Source organism: Nocardia sp. NPDC058058, from assembly GCF_042885355.1.
Classification (GTDB): Bacteria; Actinomycetota; Actinomycetes; order Mycobacteriales; family Mycobacteriaceae; genus Nocardia.
Genome location: NZ_JBHVSA010000001.1, coordinates 2,612,039 through 2,631,210 on the forward strand (window position 1 = coordinate 2,612,039; position 19,172 = coordinate 2,631,210).

The 19,172-nt window shown below is 67.0% G+C and carries 20 protein-coding genes; 12 read left to right on the top strand and 8 right to left on the bottom strand.

Annotation, left to right across the window (positions count from 1 at the left end):
• Positions 1 to 26 precede the first annotated feature (26 nt).
• From ACFVUS_RS12015 to map, 3 genes are all read right to left on the bottom strand, one after another.
• Positions 27 to 590 (bottom strand): alpha/beta hydrolase, encoded by a 564-nt coding sequence (locus ACFVUS_RS12015; RefSeq protein WP_387764208.1) that lies wholly within the window; start codon positions 588 to 590, stop codon positions 27 to 29.
• A 568-nt stretch (positions 591 to 1,158) separates the two neighbouring features.
• Positions 1,159 to 2,676 carry a cobyric acid synthase gene (locus ACFVUS_RS12020; RefSeq protein ID WP_387764210.1) on the bottom strand — a complete coding sequence of 506 codons (1,518 nt, stop codon included), beginning with the start codon at positions 2,674 to 2,676 and terminating at the stop codon, positions 1,159 to 1,161.
• 139 nt (positions 2,677 to 2,815) lie between these two features.
• The gene (gene map, locus ACFVUS_RS12025) at positions 2,816 to 3,679 is read right to left on the bottom strand and encodes a type I methionyl aminopeptidase (RefSeq protein ID WP_387764212.1); all 864 of its coding nucleotides are present in this window, start codon (positions 3,677 to 3,679) and stop codon (positions 2,816 to 2,818) included.
• Positions 3,680 to 3,801: 122 nt separating this feature from the next.
• On the opposite strand from map, the gene ACFVUS_RS12030 reads away from it, so the two are divergent.
• Entirely contained in the window at positions 3,802 to 4,815 is a 1,014-nt protein-coding gene (locus ACFVUS_RS12030) for an LLM class flavin-dependent oxidoreductase (protein WP_387764214.1), read from the top strand.
• Between the two features lie 20 nt (positions 4,816 to 4,835).
• Here the strand turns inward: ACFVUS_RS12030 and ACFVUS_RS12035 are convergent, their stop codons facing one another.
• Complete coding sequence (locus tag ACFVUS_RS12035) at positions 4,836 to 6,431, bottom strand: GMC oxidoreductase (RefSeq protein ID WP_387764216.1); 1,596 nt, start codon at positions 6,429 to 6,431, stop codon at positions 4,836 to 4,838.
• 46 nt (positions 6,432 to 6,477) lie between these two features.
• Complete coding sequence (locus ACFVUS_RS12040) at positions 6,478 to 8,022, bottom strand: LVIVD repeat-containing protein (protein WP_387764218.1); 1,545 nt, start codon at positions 8,020 to 8,022, stop codon at positions 6,478 to 6,480.
• Positions 8,023 to 8,183: 161 nt separating this feature from the next.
• Here ACFVUS_RS12040 and ACFVUS_RS12045 point away from each other — a divergent pair, with 161 nt between their 5' ends.
• Positions 8,184 to 8,852 carry a TetR family transcriptional regulator gene (locus tag ACFVUS_RS12045; protein WP_387764220.1) on the top strand — a complete coding sequence of 223 codons (669 nt, stop codon included), beginning with the start codon at positions 8,184 to 8,186 and terminating at the stop codon, positions 8,850 to 8,852.
• A gap of 95 nt (positions 8,853 to 8,947) precedes the next feature.
• Positions 8,948 to 9,259, top strand: a complete 312-nt coding sequence (locus ACFVUS_RS12050) for a hypothetical protein (protein WP_387764222.1) — start codon at positions 8,948 to 8,950, stop codon at positions 9,257 to 9,259.
• A 78-nt stretch (positions 9,260 to 9,337) separates the two neighbouring features.
• On the opposite strand, the gene ACFVUS_RS12055 is transcribed toward ACFVUS_RS12050, so the two are convergent.
• Positions 9,338 to 10,063, bottom strand: a complete 726-nt coding sequence (locus tag ACFVUS_RS12055) for a GntR family transcriptional regulator (protein WP_387764224.1) — start codon at positions 10,061 to 10,063, stop codon at positions 9,338 to 9,340.
• A 98-nt stretch (positions 10,064 to 10,161) separates the two neighbouring features.
• Between ACFVUS_RS12055 and ACFVUS_RS12060 the strand changes: the two genes are divergently transcribed.
• The 7 genes from ACFVUS_RS12060 to ACFVUS_RS12090 all read left to right on the top strand — a co-directional run bounded on the left by ACFVUS_RS12060 (position 10,162) and on the right by ACFVUS_RS12090 (position 16,288).
• Entirely contained in the window at positions 10,162 to 11,277 is a 1,116-nt protein-coding gene (locus ACFVUS_RS12060; protein WP_387764226.1) for a TIGR03364 family FAD-dependent oxidoreductase, read from the top strand.
• A gap of 15 nt (positions 11,278 to 11,292) precedes the next feature.
• Positions 11,293 to 11,976: a phosphonatase-like hydrolase gene (locus ACFVUS_RS12065; RefSeq protein WP_387764228.1), complete on the top strand. Its 684-nt coding sequence runs from the start codon at positions 11,293 to 11,295 to the stop codon at positions 11,974 to 11,976.
• A 95-nt stretch (positions 11,977 to 12,071) separates the two neighbouring features.
• Positions 12,072 to 13,139: a 2-aminoethylphosphonate ABC transporter substrate-binding protein gene (locus ACFVUS_RS12070; protein ID WP_387764230.1), complete on the top strand. Its 1,068-nt coding sequence runs from the start codon at positions 12,072 to 12,074 to the stop codon at positions 13,137 to 13,139.
• A 25-nt stretch (positions 13,140 to 13,164) separates the two neighbouring features.
• Positions 13,165 to 14,349: an ABC transporter ATP-binding protein gene (locus tag ACFVUS_RS12075; protein WP_387764232.1), complete on the top strand. Its 1,185-nt coding sequence runs from the start codon at positions 13,165 to 13,167 to the stop codon at positions 14,347 to 14,349.
• The gene (locus ACFVUS_RS12080) at positions 14,346 to 14,594 is read left to right on the top strand and encodes a hypothetical protein (protein ID WP_387764234.1); all 249 of its coding nucleotides are present in this window, start codon (positions 14,346 to 14,348) and stop codon (positions 14,592 to 14,594) included. The genes ACFVUS_RS12075 and ACFVUS_RS12080 overlap by 4 nt, the downstream gene beginning before the upstream one ends.
• Complete coding sequence (locus ACFVUS_RS12085; RefSeq protein ID WP_387764236.1) at positions 14,591 to 15,487, top strand: 2-aminoethylphosphonate ABC transporter permease subunit; 897 nt, start codon at positions 14,591 to 14,593, stop codon at positions 15,485 to 15,487. The genes ACFVUS_RS12080 and ACFVUS_RS12085 overlap by 4 nt, the downstream gene beginning before the upstream one ends.
• Positions 15,488 to 15,490: 3 nt before the next feature.
• Positions 15,491 to 16,288, top strand: coding sequence for an ABC transporter permease (locus tag ACFVUS_RS12090; RefSeq protein ID WP_387764238.1), 798 nt, complete (start codon positions 15,491 to 15,493; stop codon positions 16,286 to 16,288).
• Between the two features lie 101 nt (positions 16,289 to 16,389).
• Here the strand turns inward: ACFVUS_RS12090 and ACFVUS_RS12095 are convergent, their stop codons facing one another.
• Positions 16,390 to 16,752, bottom strand: a complete 363-nt coding sequence (locus ACFVUS_RS12095) for a hypothetical protein (protein WP_387764240.1) — start codon at positions 16,750 to 16,752, stop codon at positions 16,390 to 16,392.
• Positions 16,753 to 17,065: 313 nt separating this feature from the next.
• A complete protein-coding gene (locus tag ACFVUS_RS12100; RefSeq protein ID WP_387765531.1) occupies positions 17,066 to 17,425 on the bottom strand; it encodes a DUF4254 domain-containing protein in 360 nt (119 codons plus the stop codon).
• A gap of 263 nt (positions 17,426 to 17,688) precedes the next feature.
• Here ACFVUS_RS12100 and ACFVUS_RS12105 point away from each other — a divergent pair, with 263 nt between their 5' ends.
• Both ACFVUS_RS12105 and ACFVUS_RS12110 read left to right on the top strand, forming a co-directional pair.
• Positions 17,689 to 18,552, top strand: a complete 864-nt coding sequence (locus ACFVUS_RS12105; protein ID WP_387764242.1) for a helix-turn-helix domain-containing protein — start codon at positions 17,689 to 17,691, stop codon at positions 18,550 to 18,552.
• Between the two features lie 149 nt (positions 18,553 to 18,701).
• On the top strand, positions 18,702 to 19,166 hold the full coding sequence (locus ACFVUS_RS12110; RefSeq protein WP_376068269.1) for an AMP-binding protein: 465 nt from the start codon (positions 18,702 to 18,704) through the stop codon (positions 19,164 to 19,166).
• The last annotated feature ends 6 nt before the right edge of the window (positions 19,167 to 19,172 follow it).

The window sequence follows — 19,172 nt, forward strand, 5'->3', positions numbered from 1 at the left end:
CGAGGCGCGGTCAGTGAGCGGATCGGTCACCAGAAGCTGGTGCGCAGGACTATCTCGGTGGCGAGTTCGTGGCCCGCCTCGGTGGCGACGTCGGCGACATCGACCGGGACGAGGCGGAATTCGCCGTAGACGTAGCGACCGGAGGCCTCGGCGGCCTCGCGGGGCAGGCGTTTGGTGGCCAGCAGCGTGGTGGGGATTTCCACCGGCGGGCAGGTGGCGTCCGCGATAGCTCCGTCCGCACCGGGCGCGGCGGGGTGGCCGCTGCCCGCGGCGATCAGGCTCATGAAGCGGCCGAAGCCGCGCGCGGCCAACTGCCATGCCAGATCCGCGCCGGTGCCCGCACCGACCAGATTGGCCCAGGGCACCTTCAATTCGTCGAGGATGCCGAAGACCGCCGTGTTGTCGAGCCCGTCCGCGGGTTCGATCACGATGGTGCGCAGGTCCGAGGTCTGCAATCGTTCACAGACCTGGTCATATACATCGGCCGGATCGCCCGCATCGGGAAGTAGGAGCACGTGGTGGCGGGATTCGGAGCCTCCGACCCGCACGGCCCATACGCGGTCACCGACCGTGATCCGCCGAGATTCCATATCGAGTCACGCTACACGGCGCGCAAACGCCCCGAACGCGTGTCGCCCGGATTGCTGTGATCGCCGTCACCGTGACCTCGACAGATCCGCGCCGAATCCCCGAAATCCGCCCCTCCCGAGTGGCACAGACCACTGATTCGCCTGTCGGCCAACCCTTCCCGCGTGTCGCCCGCCACCCGAACCCCGGCCGAAAGTCACATGTGCCGTGCGACACCGATCCCACCCCGGGGAAGGCCGGGACCACCACCGAATGACTCGCGCCGCACGAAAACTCAGACGGCCTCCGGGTCGAGAGTCCTCCGCACGCGGCCGATCACCCGGCTCCCGTGCGGGGATCGAGGATTCGCACGCGGCGCGCACCGACCGATCGCACGAGTTCCCAGACCACGGTTCTCCCCCATTCGGCCGATCACACCGCCGAACGCGCACCGACCACGGCGCCCCGGGGGTTCACACGGCCGATAGGGGAAGACCGCTGCGTGGAATCAGCGCCCGACTCGATTCCCCTTGCGGTGATCGAGGATTCGAGTGCGGTATGTGGCGGCCGGCCGAAGACTCGGGTGCCCGGTCAGCGGCTGACTGTGAGGGTTGGGAGGTTCGGGGGTGCGCCCGTGTCGATGAGGCGCTCGAGGGCGGGGAGGTCGAGGTATTTCTCCATGAGGTCGGCGAGTAGGTCGAGTTGGGTGATGCGGACCTCGGCGACCGAGACATTGTCGGCGACAACGAAATCGGCGGTGGAGTGGGAGGCGACGGCGCGGAGGAAGGCGCGGCGGAAATCGTCGGATTCGAGTGCGCCGTGCAGATGGGTGCCCCAGATCGCACCGCGCACACTACCTTCGGGGACGCCGTCGAGCTCGAGCCAGGGCTGGTCGCCGTTGTGGCGCACGCGGCCGTGGTGAATCTCGTAGCCGTGCACCGGAATTCCTTCTGCGAGGGCGCGACCTGCGCTGCGGCGCAGGACCTTCGGGTCGGCGAATTCGATTTCCAGGTCGAGGAGGCCGAGGCCTTCGACGGTGCCGGCGGCGGATTCGACGCGGTCGTCGATGGTGTGGGCGAGCATTTGGTAGCCGCCGCAGATGGCGAGGATGGGGCCGCCGCGGGCCGCGCGTTCTTGGACTGCGGTGGCTAATCCGGTGTGGCGCAACCACTCCAGGTCGGTGACGGTGGATTTGCTACCGGGGAGGATGACCAGGTCGGCTCCGGCGAGGCGGGAGGGGTCGGTGACCCAGCGGACGGAGACGCCCGGCTCGCAGGCGAGGGCTTCCACGTCGGTGGAGTTGGAGATGCGGGGTAGGCGGATGGCGGCGACGGTGAGCCAGTCCCTACCGAGCGGGGGCTGGGAGCGGCCTACGGGGGCGTCCGCGATGGTGCCGAGGGAGTCCTCGGCGTCGATCCAGAGGTCTTCGGCGAAGGGGATGACGCCGAGGGTGGGGCGGCCGGTCAGATCGGTGAGCTGGTCCAGGCCGGGGCGGAGCAGGTCCACGTCGCCGCGGAACTTGTTGATGATGAAACCCGAGATGAGTTGCTGGTCTTCGGGTTCCAGGATCGCCACGGTGCCGAAGAGGTGGGCGAGCACGCCGCCGCGGTCGATGTCACCGACCAGCAGTACCGGGAGGTCGGCGGCGCGGGCCAGGCCCATATTCGCGAGATCGGTTGCGCGCAGGTTGATTTCGGCGGGTGAGCCCGCACCCTCGCAGATGACCACGTCGAATTCGGCGCGCAGCGACGCCAATTCCTCGGCGACGATGGCGCGCAATTCGGTGCGGTGCCGGAAGTAATCCTTCGCGCCCACGGTGTCGATCGCCTTGCCGCGCACCACCAGTTGCGAGCGGCGGTCGCTGCCGGGCTTGAGCAGCACCGGGTTGAAGCGCACGCTCGGCTCCAGCCCACAGGCGCGCGCCTGTAGGGCCTGGGCGCGGCCGATCTCCCCGCCGTCCAGGGTGACGACGGAGTTGTTCGACATGTTCTGCGCCTTGAACGGCGCGACCCGCACCCCGCGCCGAGCCAGCATGCGGCAGAGCCCGGCCACGACAACGCTTTTCCCGGCGTCGGAGGTGGTGCCCGCGATCAGCAGCGCGCCTTTCACGCGTGCTCCCCCGTGTCAGCCCGGCAGACCTCAACGTCATCCCGGCGTGCTTGTGGCCGGGATCCACCCCTGAATTCCGGCCAAAAGCGCGCCGGAATGACGGGAGAGAAAGTCCACGCCGGAATGACGGGGGTGTGGCTCACGGCAGGGTGAGGATTTCAGCGCCGTTCTCGTTGACGACCAGGGTGTGCTCGAACTGGGCCGTCCACTTGCGGTCTTTGGTGACCACGGTCCAGCCATCGGGCCAGATCTCGTAGTCGATGCCGCCGAGGTTGATCATGGGCTCGATGGTGAAGGTCATGCCGGTTTCGATCTCGGATTCGACGGCGGGCTGGTCGTAATGCAGGATCACCAGGCCGCTGTGGAAGGTCGGTCCGACGCCATGGCCGGTGAAGTCGCGCACCACGCCGTAGTCGAAGCGGTTGGCGTAGGACTCGATGACGCGGCCGATGACATTGAGCGCCCGGCCCGGCTTGACGGCCTTGATGGCGCGCAGGGTGGCCTCTTCGGTGCGCTCGACGAGCAGGCGCACCTCTTCGTCGACGTCACCCGCGAAGTAGGTCTTGTTGGTATCGCCGTGTACGCCGCCGATGAAGGCGGTGACGTCGATATTGACGATGTCACCGTCCTCGATGACGGTGGAGTCCGGAATGCCGTGGCAGATGACCTCATTGAGCGAGGTGCAGCAGGACTTGGGGAAGCCCTTGTAGCCCAGCGTCGACGGGTAGGCGCCATTGTCGATCAGGTACTCGTGCACGATGCGGTCGAGCTCATCGGTGGTGACACCGGGGGCGACCGCCTTGCCCGCCTCTTCCAGGGCCTGGGCGGCGAGCTTGCTCGCGATGCGCATGGCCTCGATGGTTTCGGGCGTCTGCACCCAGGGCTCGTTGCCCTCCTTGGCCGTCTTCTTCCAGACGTACTCGGGCCGCTCGATGGACTTGGGCACCTCACGAATGGGCGATTGGGTGCCGGGAACGAGGGGTTGGCGGGTGCGCACTGACATGAGAACAAGACTATCCGGCCGATGCGGGCGGCTCTCCCCGAGCTGCGCGGAATGTTTCCGGACTACGGTCCGTTTAAGCTCACAGGTTGACTTGGAAACAACATTGGAAGGTGTGTACAGCCGTGGAACTGGGACTGACGACATTCGCCGAGACGCACCCCGTCGGCGGGGACGGCCCGGTGCCGACCGCGGGCGAACGACTGCGCCAGGTGGTCGAGGAGGCCGTGGTCACCGAACAGGCCGGACTCGACGTGTACGGCGTGGGCGAACACCACCGCAAGGATTTCGCCGCCTCCTCCCCCGCCGTGGTGCTGGCCGCCATCGCCTCGCGCACCGAGCGCATTCAGCTCACCAGCGCGGTGACGGTGCTCAGCTCGGCCGATCCGGTGCGGGCGTATCAGGACTTCTCGACCCTGGACGGATTGTCCAACGGCCGAGCCGAACTCATGGCGGGCCGCGGCTCGTTCATCGAATCGTTCCCGCTGTTCGGCTACGACCTCTCGGACTACGACGAACTGTTCGAGGAGAAGCTGGCGCTGCTGCTGAAGATCCGCGAGGAGGGCCCGGTCACCTGGGAGGGCAATTTCCGCGCACCCCTGACCGACGCCATCGTGTACCCGCGCACCGAGAACCGGCCGCTGCCGGTCTGGATCGCGGTCGGCGGCAGCCCCGAATCCGTGGTCCGCGCAGGGCTTTTGGGCCTGCCGCTGGCCATCGCGATCATCGGCGGTCAGCCCGCGCGCTTCAAGCCGCTGGTGGAGCTCTATCACAAGGCTCTGGACCAGGGCGGCCATGAGAAGCAGCCGATCGCGGTGCACGCGCACGGCTACGTCGCCGAGACCGATGAGCAGGCGGTCGCGGACTTCTACGCCCCGTACGCCCGCGCCATGTCCGGTATCGGCCGCGAACGCGGCTGGGGTCCGATGACCCGCGAGCAGTTCGCCGCCCTGCGCTCGCAGAGCGGTTCCCTGTTCGTCGGCACCCCGGACTATGTGGCGGGCAAGATCGCCGATGTCCGCGACACCCTCGGCCTGGACCGCTTCATGCTGCACACCAGCGTGGGCACCCTCCCGCACGAGAAGGTGCTGGCCAATATCGAACTGCTCGGCGCGAAGGTGGCCCCGCAGGTCCGCTGAGCGTAATCGCCTGTCCCGCTTCAGATAACCGTGCCGACGTCCTGGGCGACCAGGGCGTCGAGCGCGCGTTCGGCCACGGCCGCGATGGTCAGGGACGGATTGCAGGCGGCGGTGTTGCCGGGCATGAGGGCACCGTCGAGAACGTAAAGGCCGCGCTGGCCCAGGACTCTGCCGTTCAGGTCGCAGACGGTGCCCATGCTCGCGCCCCCGAGAGGATGCCAGGTGGAGGGGAACGCGGCGTTGGTGTCGGTGAGAGTGCTTGCGGGGCCTGCGATTCGGCGGGTGGTGGGGCCGATGTGGTTGTCCTGGATGAAGGCATCGCCGTCGGCGGGCCAGTGCAGGGTGGCGTCATCGGTTGCTGAGTCGTAGGTGAAGTGGCCCCGGCCGTCACTGACGCCGTAGCCGACCATCATGGTGCTCTTCGGGTCCATGGGCAGCGGTGGGATGGAGGCCTGGATGACGGTATGCGCGGTGTGCGGGTCGTCCCAGTTGAGTGAGCCGTAGACGACCGGACCGCCCTGTGCGGTACCGAAATTCGCGTTGGGATCGGTCCAGATGTAGATGCGGTCGGCGTTGGTGCCCCAGCCTCGGCCGAGCGCGTCGGGGAGGTCGGGGATGTGACCCTTCGCGCCCGCGCGCATGAGGAGTCTGGTGGTGTTGAGGCTGCCCGCCGACAGCACCAGGGCGGGGGTGGTGATGAGTTTGTCGGCGATGACGGTTCCGGTGGTGTCGAGCTGTTGGACGTGTAGCGTCCACCGACCGTCGGGTGCGCGCTCGATGCCCGAAACCTGGTGCAGGGTTTGAATATTCACGCGGCCGGTGGCCTCGGCGGCAGCCAGGTAGGTGACGTCGACCGAATGTTTGCCGCCGTTGTTGACGCCCATGGCACCGTCACCATTGGTGTAGGACGGCTTCATCTCACCGCGCAGTTCGGCGAGCGCGTAGTTCCAGTCGATGGGCATGGGGATCTTCGACAGCGGCAGGCCCGCCCCGCGCACCCGGTCGGCGAAATAGCGGGCCGCGGCGTAATTGGGACTGTCCACCAGCTCATCGGGTGCGACCGCGAGCCCGAGCATGCGGGCCGCGCGCGGATAGTGCACGCGATTCATGGCCGCCCAGTCCAACTGCTCCGGGAAATGGGTGTTGAACACCGCTTCCGTGGGCTGGAGCGACATGCCCTGGTAGATCAGCGATCCGCCGCCGAGACCGGCCGCGCACAGGGCCGTCATATTCTCCCCGGGCACCGCTTCGACCAGTCCGGTGTACGGCTCGAAAACCATTGGCTTACCGAACAGTTCGGGACTGGAGCGGTACCACAGCATGCGCTTGTCCGGCGCGGACGCACGCGGGAACGTCTCCGCGTTCGGTCCGGTGGGCCAGCGCATGCCGCGCTCGAGCAGCAGCACCTGAACGCCCGCTTCGGCCAGGCGCAGCGCGGTGACGCCGCCACCGAAGCCGGAGCCGACGACCACGACGCGATGTTCCTCGCGAGTGAGCGGGACGCTGTTGACGCGCGTGGCAATGCCATTGCGCACATTGATATTTCGGGTGCCGACGAGCATGGCTCCGGCGGCGGTTGCGCCGAGCAGCAGTGAGCGGCGCGAGAGTACGGGCATGCGAAACCTTCGAGAGGTGTGCGGAAAGTGTGGTGCCGCGGAACGATCAGGAGCCGATGGTGGAGTGCTGATCGGCGGGCGGGGTGTAGACGGCCGGATCCAGCTCCAATGCCAGGAATCCGTTGTCCGCGCACGTGGTCCAGAGTTGATTGCCGCGCCATTCCGGGGCCGAGAAGCACCAGTCGGTGGACAGATCGCCGAGCGCGATCCGGCCGGTGCGCGAACTCTGCGCCTGCGACAGATCGAACTGTCCCGCGATGACCGCCTGTGCGATGGTCGGCGCGGCGAGCAGCGGCGGGCCGATGATCGAGGCCAGTGCGTGCGGGGAGTTCCACAGTTCGGTGTTGTTCCCGGTGCGCGCGGGTGGGTTGTAGTAGGCGATCTCACGGATATCGTGCGGGTCGCGAATGTCGAAAACCCTTATGCCGGAAGAAGTCCAGCCACAGGCCAACGCGGTGGGATCGACCGGGCGATCGGCGGCGCAGTAGTGCGCGTCATAGCCGAACAGCGAACCACCCGAGGCGGAGGCCAGCATGCTGTCCTGATTGACGAGCTGATTGATCTCGAGCTTGATCGAGTTCACGATGCGCGGATCGCGTTCATCGGAGATATCGATGAACTTCACCCCGCCCGAGCCCGCCTCGTCGACGGTGAGCACATAGGGCGTGCCGCCGATGGTCACCGGGATATCGTGCTGGGTCGCCCAGCCGTCGGTCCAGGTCATCGAAGCCAGCTGCGGCACTTGCGGATTGGGATCACGCCGCTGTACCGCGCTGATGTCGAGCACATTGAGGCCGCCGAAGTTATTGGCCAGATACATGCGATTGCCATCGGCCGCGAATCCGAAGCCGTGCATGGACAGGCCCTGCAACCCCTGCCACACCACGTGCGGCGCGGCGGGATCGGAGATATCCACGGCCGACACCAAACCCGGTGCGACACCGGAACTCCAATAGGTGTTCCCGTCCGGTGAGAACCCGCCCTCGTGCGAGGTGACCGGCAGCGGCAAGCGCAGATCGGTACCCGGACCGGGATTGAGCAGCCGCGGATGCGCGCAATCGGAGACGTCGTAGATCGACAGCAGGCCCGCACCGGTCAGTGCGGGCACGCCCGCGCCGACCAGCAGTTTGCGAGTTTCGTTGACCTTCAGGCTTTCCCAGGTCCCCGCGCGCATGGCGGGTTCGTCGAGATTCGCCGTCAGCACCGGATTCGCCGGATCGGAGACGTCGAGCACCTGCACGCCCTGCACCGGGCCGAGCAGATCACCCGGGAAGAAGGTGCCGATATAGGTGCAGTGCTCGAAGCTCACCGAGGTGATGCCGCCGCCCCGGCCCGCGTAGTTGCCGAGCCGCCGGATATTGCAGGTGTAGCCGTCCCGGCTGCGCCCGCTGTCCCGGTCGGCGGCGGGCACATCGCCCTGCATACCGGTCTCCGGATTCGAGCCGGGTCCGCAATTCGCCCGTGCCACCGTGGAATTCCCGCCCGAGGACCCCGAGGGCCACTGGCCGGAGGCGGCGCTGATCGGCAGCAGCGCGAGCGCGGCCCCGAGGATGAATGATCGCCGCAGCAGCGGCCTGAGGAATGAAGTCATGGGCACGGTCCCGCGACGCCGCGGGCAGCCTTTCGTAATGCGTTGAGCCACAGTACGGTTCGCCCGCCGAGAGGTCCTCGGGGCGCGCGCCCGTCGATCGGGTTCCGGGTGTGAACCCTTGCCGGTAACCGAGTTACCAGTAACGAAGTTACCATGACGGGGTGGGTAAAGATCAAGAGTCGGACGCATATACGCGGATAATCGCCGTGGTCCTGGAACTGCTGGCCGAAAACGGCTACGACGGCGTGCAATTGCGCACCGTGGCGAGCCGCGCCCACGTCTCACTCACCAAGGTCTACAAGCTCTTCCCCACCCGCGACGAACTCATCGTGTCCGCCCTCGAACAGTGGATGACCGAGCACACCTACGCCGAGGTCGCACCCGTCACCCCCGGCGAATCGGTGCGCGATGCCATGACTCGCGTACTGCGCTGCGTCTTCGAGCCCTGGGAGAAGCACCCCACCATGCTCGAGGCGTACCACCACGCCCGCACCGCCCCCGGCGGCCATCGCCTCGACGCGCAGGGCGTCTCGGCCATCCTCCCCATCGCCGAGGCGGCGCTACGCGGCCTGGACCAGTCCTACATCGAGGACATCGCCGTGATCCTGCCCAATATGGTGATGGCCCTGATCGCCCGATTCGCCAGCGGCACAATGGAAATCACCGCCATCCTGCCCATCCTCGAACGCACCGTCTACCGCCTCACCGCCGATAACGAATCCGCCGCCACCATCCGATCGGCCACCCCGACGCCCCAGCACCCCGCCCTGGCCAATATCTCCACCACGCTCGGCCAAATGGTCACGCGCCAGGAAGGCTCGGCGCGATAGCCGACAATTAGGACATATGCCCGATACCGGGAAGGGCCTGATCTGCCTACCGTCGATGACGCTCGTCCTATCCCTGTTCAGTAGTAGAGGTCAATATGTCGAAAATTCTTGCCGGTGTGCTGCTCGGCGCCGGTGTGCTCGGTTCGGTGATCATCCCGGGACCGGCAGCTCACGCGGGTTCGCCGGTGTGCTCGAAGGCGATCGAGCTGATCAACACCGCGATCGACAGCCCGGCGGGACTCGATGCGGAGACGGCGGAAGCCCTCGCCGACCGGCTTTCCGGATTGTTGGTCGTCGCCGGTGGCGCCGAGCGCGATGGCATCTCCGCCTATGTGGATGCGCTGCGCGACCCCGAGATCACCGACCTGACCGCGGTCACCGATGAACTCAACCGCGCCTGCGCCTGACAGCTTCCGGTAACCCGAACCCCCTTGTGCGCGCCTGGATTTCATGAGCGCGCACAAGGGGGTTCGGCACGTTGCGGATCAGTCGGCGAGGGTGGCCTGGAAGGCGATGCGGTCGCCGCGATAGAGCGAGCGGACCCGCTCTATCGGGGTGCCGTCGGTGTCCACGCTGCGGCGGTGCAGCAGCAGCATGGGCAGGGCGGTGGTGCATTCCAGCAGTGCGGCCTCGCGCGGTGAGGCCAGCACCGTTTCGATGCGTTCGGTGGCCGAGGCGTAGGCGACGCCCATGGCGCGGGTGGCGGCATACAGCGAGGTCTGCGGTTCGTAGAAGTCGCGTAGTACGGCGAAGCGGTCCAGCGGCATGAAAGTGCTTTCCAGGCCGATGCGTTCACCGTCGGCGAGCAGTATCCGCTCCAGGTGCATGACCGGCGTGCCCGGAGTCAGTTCGAGATCGTGGGCGGTGTCCGGATCGGCGGGAACATCGGTCCACGCCACGAGTAGACGCCCCGGCGTGCGGCCGAATTTGAGCGCGCCCTCGGTATAGGAGCGCAAGGTCAAGGGCTGCACCATTTTCGGGCGGGAGACCACGGTGCCGCGACCCTGGCGGCGAATTCTGCCCTCCACCAACAGCTCTCGCACCGCCTGGCGGACGGTCTCGCGGGCCACGCCGCAGCGCAGCGCGAGATCGCGTTCCGACGGCAGCGGATCGCCCTCGTTGAGTTCGCCGAGCAGCGCTTCGAGTTCGGTGCGCACGCGGTACGACTTCGGTATACGGGCGCCCACCCCGGCAACGTCCGTTGTGTCCATGCCCATCAATGTACACAAGATTGGTCTATACCAATTGTTAACCTAGCGTTTGCACACGAAACACTCCTAGGTCTAGACCATTGGCCACCATGAGTCCCATGCGATTGGTCATCATCGGCGGAGGAATTCTCGGTACCGCCCACGCCCTCGCCGCGATCGGGCGCGGCCACGAAGTCATTCAGCTCGAACGCGAGGTGGAGGCGCGCGGCGCCACCGTCCGCAACTTCGGCCTGGTGTGGGTGTCCGGTCGCAGCGCCAACGAACTCGACATCACGCTGCGTTCGCGCCAGCTGTGGGAGGAGATCGGCGGCAAGGTGCCCGGCGTCGGATTCCGGCCGGCCGGATCCATGACGCTGGTGCGCACCGAGAACGAACTCGCCGTGGCCGAGGCCGCCATGCGCAATCCATCGGCCGCCGAACGCGGTTTCGAACTGCTCGATCCGGAGGCGGTGCGCAAGGTCAACCCGGCCCTGCGCGGCAAATTCGTTGCCGGACTGCACTGTTCGAAGGACGGCGCGGTGGAGTCCCGCCAGGCGCTGCCCGCGCTGCGCCGCTATATGGAGGCCACCGGCCGCTACAGCTTCTTCGGCGGCACCGAGGCGCGCAGCATCACCGGCACCACCGTGCTCGATGATCGCGGCCGCCGCCACGAGGGCGATCTGGTGATTTCCTGCCCGGGCGCGGCGCATTCGGGTCTGACCCGCGAACTCGTCGGCGATATCCCGGTGCGCCGGGTGCGGTTGCAGATGATGCAGACCGCGCCGCTGGGCGAACCGCTCACCACCGCCTTCGCCGACGGCGACAGCTTCCGCTACTACCCCGCCTTCCAGGGGCCGGAGCTGGATCGTCTCAATAACGAAGAGGCGCAACCGTTCACGGCCGCACAGCACAAGATGCAGCTGCTGTGCGTACAGCGCCTGCACGGTGGGCTCACCATCGGTGACACCCACGAATACGACGAACCGTTCAACTTCGATGTGGACGAGGCGCCGTACGAGCATCTCGTCGCCGTCGCGGAAGAGCTGCTCGGCCGCAAACTCCCGCAGGTGGTGCGGCGCTGGGCGGGCGTGTACAGCCAGTCCATCGATCCGGGCGCGATCGTGACCCGCGCGCAGGCCGCCGACAACGTCTGGGTGATCACCGGTCCGGGTGGCCGGGGTATGACGCTCGGCCCCGCGCTGGGTGAAGAGACCGCCGACCTGCTCAACCTCTGACTTTAAGGAAAACAGTTGTCCTACAAGCAGATCGATCTCGCGGTACTGGATATGGCCGGTACCACCGTCGCCGATGACGGGCTGGTCATTCGCGCCTTCGACGTGGCCGCCACCAGCGCGGGCATTCCGGAGCAGGGCCCCGAACGCGAGGCCGCCCGGCAGTACGTGATCGACACCATGGGCCAGTCCAAGATCGTGGTCTTCCGCGCGCTGCTCGGTGACGAGGACAGGGCGCAGGCCGCCAACGCCGCGTTCGAGGCCGCCTACGCCGAATTCGCCGATGCCGGTGTCACCCCGATTCCCGGTGCGGAGGAAGCCATTTCGGCGCTGCGCAAGGCCGGTATCAAGGTGGCGCTGACCACCGGCTTCAGCCGCGAGACGCAGGACAAACTGCTGAACGCGCTGGGCTGGAACGATATCGCCGATCTCACCCTGGCCCCGTCCGATGCCGGACGCGGCCGCCCCTACCCGGACATGGTGCTGACCGCGCTGCTGCGCCTGGGCATCGACGCCGTGGATCGCGTTGCGGTGCTGGGTGATACCTCCAGCGATATCGGCACCGGGCTGGCCGCGGGCGCGCGCATCGTCGCGGGCACGCTGACCGGCGCGCACAACGAGGAACAGCTGCGCGCCGCGGGCGCGACGCATGTGGTGCCGTCGGTGGTCGACTTCGCCGCACTGCTGCTCACCAAGGGCTGATCCCCAGGATTCCGCCGCATCCATGAGGGGGCGGCGGGTACACCCCCCGTCCCTTCGACTCGACACTTCCCCACGAACTGAAAGTTGCAGTCACCGTGCGTAATAAGAACAACCGCCTCGCACGCACCATCGCCCGCACCGCTCTCATCCTCACCTCGGCCACCGCGGTCGCGTTCAGCCTCACCGCCTGCGGCGGCACCGGCAGCGATTCGAGCGACGGCAAGACCGTCACCGTCTACTCCGCCGACGGCGTCGGCGACTGGTACAAGACCCAGTTCGCGAAGTTCAAGGACCAGACCGGTATTTCGGTGAACCTGGTCGAGGCCGGCTCCGGCGAGGTCGTGAACCGCGTGGAGAAGGAACAGTCCAACCCGCAGGCCGATCTCATCGTGACGCTGCCGCCGTTCATGCAGAAGGCCGCCAAGTCGAACCTGCTGCAGGCCAGCGGCGTCGACCTGAGCGCGTTCCCGGCCAGCGAGAAGGACGCGGCGGGCAATTGGGTCAGCCTGGCGGGCAACTACCTCTGCTTCATCGCCAACCCGACCGTCGAGGCCGCCAAGGTGACCTGGGACGATCTGCTCAAGCCCGACTACAAGGGCAAGATCCAGTACTCCACCCCGGGCCAGGCCGGTGACGGCACCGCCGTGCTGATTCTGCTGCAGCAGCTCTACGGCAAGCAGGGCGCGCTGGACTACCTCGCCAAGTTGCAGGCCAACAATGTCGGCCCGTCCTCTTCGACCGGCAAGCTCCAGGCCAAGGTCGACAAGGGCGAGATCCTCATCGCCAACGGCGATATCCAGATGAACCTGGCGACCATCAAGGACAAGGGCTCCAAGTTCAACGTCTTCTTCCCGGCCACCGCCGACGGTAAGCAGTCCACCGTGGCGCTGCCGTACCTGATGGGCCTGGCCAAGGGCGCGCCGCATTCGGACGCCGGTAAGAAGCTGATGACCTACCTGCTCTCGGCCGATGTGCAGAAGACCCTGACCGACGCCAACGCCGTGTCCGCGCGCACCGACGTCACCGCCGTCCCGCCCACCGGCAACACCGCCTCCCCGGCCGCGCTGGTGCGCAATGTCGATGTGGTGCACCCGGATTGGAACGCGGTGCTCGATTCGCTCGACACCGATGTCGCCGCGTACACGAAGGCCACCGGCAGCTAATCGCCCGACCACAGGAGCAGCAACCATGTCCTCCGCGTTGACGACATCCACGGCCACCGGCACCGAGGCCGTCGAACCGGCCATCGTGTTCGACCGGGTCGGTGTCACCTACGGCAATCGCCGTAAAAGCACTGTCGCACTGGCCGATTTCAACCTGCGCGTCGCCGCGGGGGAAACGGTTGCGCTGCTCGGGCCCAGCGGTTCCGGCAAGTCCACCGCGCTCAAGGCATTGGCCGGATTCGTCCGGCCCACCTCGGGCACGGTGCGGCTGGCCGGGCGCGACGTCACCAACCTGTCCCCCGCCAAGCGCGGGATCGGGGTGGTGGTGCAGTCCTATGCTCTGTTCCCGCATATGCGGGTGCACGACAATGTGGCCTTCGGGCTCAAGGCACATCATGTGCCGCGCAACGAGATCGGCACCCGGGTGACCGAGGCGCTGGAGATGGTCGGCATGGGTTCCTATGCCAAGCGGCTCCCGCGCGAACTCTCCGGCGGTCAGCAGCAGCGCGTGGCCATCGCCCGCGCGCTGGCCATCCGGCCCGGGGTGCTGCTGCTCGATGAACCCCTCGCGGCGCTGGACGCGCAGCTGCGCCAATCCATGCTCGGCGAACTCCAGCAGCTGCGAAAGGCGTTGCCGGACACGGCGATGCTGTACGTGACCCACGATCAGGCCGAGGCGCTCGCGCTCGCCGATCGCATCGCGGTGATGCGCGATGCGCGGCTGGTCGATATCGATACCGCGCACAATCTGTGGCAGCAGCCCGCCACCGATTTCACCGCGTCCTTCCTGGGTGGCGCGAACCTGTTGCCCAGCACCGTCAAACACGTCTCGGGCACCGCGGCGCTGGTCACCGTGGGCGAGCACACCCTGCGCGCGGAGGCCCCGCGCCCCGGTGTCGGCCGCCCCGACTGGGCCCCCGACGCCGACGCGATGCTGTGCGTGCGCCCGCACACGGTGCGCATCGTGCCCCTCACCGAACGAGATGCCCTGCGCGGCACCGTCGTCACCGCGGTATGGAAGGGTGCGGCCACCCGCCTGCACCTGAGCGTCCCGGGCATCCCGGTCGAATTCACCGCCGACGTCCCGGGCCACACCGAGCTGTCCGCCGGTGACAACGTGGGCGTCAAATTCCCCGACCCGGCCGGTGTCCTCATCCCACCCGTCATCGGAAATGCCTCCGCCGCAGCCGATTCCGAGGTGCGCGCATGAACCCCCTGCCGAAACGGCGACCCCGCCGCCCCGACCAGATCACCGGGCTGCCGACCGCACGACCGCGGTCCGGCGGTGTGGACCAGGCCGAGAGCAGCCCGATCACGCTGCGCCGCAACGGGAATGCGGATCGGGCCAACGATCATCCGGCCCGCCGGATCGTGATCACGCGCCCCGAAGGGGTGGGCGTGTGGTCGGAGTTGTCCGGTGGGATCGCCGCGGCGCGGGAACGGGGGCGGCGATGACCGCGGTGCTCGAATCACCGTCGGCGGCAGCGGCTCCCGAGGAGCCCGCGCCGAGGCGGTCGTGGAAGCCGGTGCTGTGGACGTTGCCGCCGGTGCTGGTGGTGCTCGGGATCGCGGTGTATCCGATCGTGCGCGTGCTGCTGGAATCCACCAAGACCAAGGCGGGTGGGCGCGGGACCGCCACCTGGAGCAGTGTGCTGGCCGAGGAGTCGGTACGGAAGGCGCTGTGGCGCACGGTGACCATCGCGGTCGGGTCGACGGCGGGGTGCCTGGTGCTGGGGACGTTCCTGGCGATTGTGCTGGCGTTCATCCCGTTTCCGGGGTCGCAGCTGGTGGGGCGGCTCATCGATACCGTGCTGACGCTGCCCTCGTTCCTGGTGACCCTGGCCTTCACCTTCCTGTACGGCACGGCGGGGGCGGTGAACGCGCTGATCGGAAACCTCACCGGCAGTACCGAACCCGCGATCAACTTCCTGTCCACGCCGTGGGGGATCATCTTCGCCGAGATCACCTTCTTCACCCCGTTCGTGGTGCGGCCGCTGCTGGCCGCGTTCGCGCAGTTGCCGCGTGAGCAGTTGGATGTGGCCTCCAGCCTCGGCGCGACGCCGTGGCGGGTGCTGCGCCAGGTGGTGCTACCCGAGGCCTGGCCCGCGCTCGCGGCGGGCGGCAGTCTCGTACTGCTGTTGACGCTCAACGAATTCGGCATCGTGCTGTTCACCGGGGCCAAGGGCGTCATCACCCTGCCCGCGCTGATCTACACGCGCGGCATCGTCACCTTCGATCTGCCGGGCGCGGCCGTGCTGGCCTCGGTGCAGGTACTGCTCTCGCTGAGCCTGTACCTCGGCTATCGCACCCTGTTCGCCCGTCTCACCAGCGCCCGGAAGGAGAGCTGAGCCATGCTGGTATGGACTCGCCGCGGCCGCCTGATGGTCCTGGCCTTCTTCGCGGTGGTCGTCACCGTGGTCTTCGTGGCCCCGATCGCCACCGTGGTGGCCGCCGCCCTGGCCGGACACTGGAGCGGCCCGCTCCCCTCCGACCTGGGCTTCGCGAACTTCGATCATGTGCTCTCCGGGGAGGAATCGGCCAGCCTGTCGGTCAGTCTGCAAACCGCGCTGCTGGCCGGACTCATCGCGCTGGTGCTCGGCACCTGGGCGGCGCTGGCCTCGCGGGAGGCCCCGCAGTGGTTGCGCCGGGTCACCGACGCGGTCTTCCACGTCCCGGTGGCGGTCCCCTCGGTGGCCATCGGACTGGGTGTGCTCATCGCCTTCAACGAGAAGCCGCTGCTGCTCGGCGGCACCAAATGGATTGTGATCCTGGCCCATACGGTGCTGGTGCTGGCCTACGCCTTCAGCGGCGTCTCGGCCGCGCTGGACCGGCTGGACCCGGGATATCAGCAGGCCGCCGAATCCCTGGGCGCGGGGCCGGTGCGCGTGCTGACCCGAATCACTTTGCCGCTGCTGCTCCCCGCGCTCGGCGCGGCGGCGGGCCTGGCCATCGCCCTGTCCATGGGTGAGCTCGGTGCGACCATCATGGTCTACCCGGCGACGTGGAAGACGTTGCCCGTCAGCATCTTCGCGGCCACGGACCGCGGTGAGGTGTTCGACGCGGCCGCCAGCACGACCCTGCTGGTGCTGGTCACCCTGATCGCGCTGATCATCCTGGGCCGACTGAAGGGTCGCGCCGCACTGCGCTGAGCAATCGGGAACAGGCTGAAACATCGGGAACAGCCAGTAGGGCCGGCACCTTGGCAGTGGTGCCGGCCCAACTGTTCTCCGGTGAGGGATCGGTCCCGGAGTCAGAGGCCCGCGCGGGCGGATAGCAGTGCGCGGGAATGGGTTTCGTCGGTGTCCCGGATGAGCCCGGCGGCCAGCAGGTAGGCGGCCGCCATGCGCAGGGCGCAGTCCTGGAGGGTGGTGAGGGTCGCGGTGAGCTCGACGGCCTTCGATTCGAAGCCACGACGTAGCTGCCGGGCCGAATCGAAGCCGCCGAACCCGTCGAGAGTCCGGATGCGGGCGGTCTGCTCGATCTGTGGATCGAGCAGACCCGCGAAGCGCAGGAAGTGCGTTGCGCACTCGCGGGCGACCGCGGGGTCGAGGTGGAAAACGCCGCCCCGCGCCTGTTCGTAGAGCGCGGCGGCGCTGTACTCGCCGGTATTCATGACAGCACTCCGTCCAGCGAATGTGAAATGCCGTATTTCATTCGCGATTTCGCGAATGACACATCAAGAAAAAAGCAATTACGAATAGTCGAACGCACCGCGATGTCATTGTGCAACAGCGCATGGCGGGCGTGCCGCGCCAGTCGACCACGCGGCACGCCGGGCGGGGCGCCCCGTTGCGCCCGCCGTCTTCGTGGCGGGCGACGTCTTGCGGCTCGAGCGAGCTACTGGTCGGATAGCGCTGCTCGGTTGACGTCACCGCTGGTGACAATGCTTCCGCGGCAATACATCAATTGTGTCAATGCATTTGGAATCATTGTTCCGGTAAACGGCGGCGGCCGCCGGCCACATCGATTACGAGATCAGTGTAGCCGTCCACAAGTTCGGCCAGGTGGTACCAGTGTTTATGGGTGTTATCGCTGGCCGCGCCCTCGTGGTCGATGACCTGGTTGGCTTCCACCCAGCTCATGGCCATGCGGTCGACCACCGCACCCAGACTTTCGGTGTGCAGCAGGCTGCCGTTACGGTGCTGTGGCAGTTCCTGTTCCACCCAGTCGTTGATATCGTCAACGAGTTCGCTCCGCCGACAATCGATCTCGGCGATCAACATGAGATCGCCTATCTCGGCCCGGCGTTCGTGCAGCTCCGCCAGAGCGTGCGCCGATCGAAGCAGGACTCGATCTTGAAAACGTCTGCCTTGGAAGGCACAGAGCAATTGTGGAGCCGTCGGCAGTACGCCGGCTATCGACATGGTCATCGTGACTCCCCACAAGCACCCGACAACATCACTAATCGCACCAACATGATTGGTCTCCGGATTCAGCTATACCGCTCATCGGATCGGTTGTTCACGAATAGGCTAGCTCGGATCATGCTCTTACAAATGCAAGAACGCAATACTGCGTTCGGGCAAGTGCGACAAGGGAAAGGGCCGTCATGGCAGGCAAGCGAACCGTGCTTACCGTCCGTTTGCGCAGGCTCGCGGCGATGCTGCACGAGATGCGCGAAACCGCCGGCCTCAGCAAAGAGGTGGTCAGCGCCAAGACCGGTATCAACGTCACCACGCTCTACCGCATCGAGACCGCGCAGGCGCGCCCGCAACGCCGCACGCTGACCGCCATGCTGGAGCTCTACGACATCGCGGAACCGCAGCGTACAGACGCCTTGCAGCTGCTGGTGGACGCCCTGAAACCCGGTATGGCCCGCTCGTACGAGGACGCGGTGTCCGAGGTGTACGGCGCCTACATCAACTTCGAGGCCGAGGCGCTCTCGGCCCGGTTCTTCCAGTCCACCTTCGTTCCCGGCCTGTTGCAGACCGAGGCGTACGCGAACGCGGTCTACGAGACCACCATGCCGAAAATCTCCGAACAGGTTCGCGACCAACGGGTTCGGGCTCGCATGGAGCGTTCGCAGGTGCTGAACAAGCATGATCCGCTGGAGCTGTGGGTGGTGCTGGACGAGGCCGTGATCAAACGTCTGGTGGGTGGCAAGGAGGTGATGCGCGAGCAGTTCGATCAGTTGCTGGACCACACCAACAAGCGCAATGTCATCCTGCAGATCCTGCCCTTCGACGCGGGTGCGCACCCGGGCATGCTCGGCTCCTTCACCCTGCTGGACTTCCCGGATCCCGCCGATCCGGAGCTGGTCTACGTGGAGGGCATCGCCAGCGACGAGTTGATCGAGGGCCATCCGGAAGTCCGCCGGTACGGCGTCATGTTCGACCAATTGCGCGCCATGGCGCTGAGCCCGCGCGACTCCACCAACATGATCGAACAGGCCATCGAGGATATGGCGAAGTGATCATCCACCCACCCTAGGTGGGTGAAAGGGCACCCCCGGAGCGGAGATCGGCAGCACTGAGGTTGCTGTCCGATCGAACCGAATGCGACGACAGTTGGATACATCCCCAACAGCACCACGTAGCCGCATCTCCGAGAGGATGATTACCGATGTGCAAGCCGGTCGAATCGCCCGTAGCCACCCTCGTCACCCTGCGTACGAGCGCACAGCCGCTTGCCCCCCAGGCCGATCCCGCCGCCGTCGCGGCGACCGTCGGAGATTGCGCCCTCACCTACGCCGAGCTGGACCGCTGGTCCAACCGGATGGCCCGCATGCTGCTGAACCTGGGCGCCCGCCCCGGCACCCGGGTCGCCATCGCCGGGCTCCCCCAGCTCGAAGCCATCGTGGCCCGCGCGGCCATCACCAAGACCGGCGCCACCGCAGTGCCCTTCACCACCGAAATCACCGCCAGCCGTGTGGATTTCGGCATCACCATCAAGGACGAGCGGGACGCCTTCGGCGATACCGCGCGCTGGCTGGTACTGGACGAGCGTTCCACCCTGGTGCAGTACCTGACCGGTTCGGACGCGCCGCTCTCGGCCGCGGAGCTGCATATGGCGCGTATGGCTTCCTGATCCCCC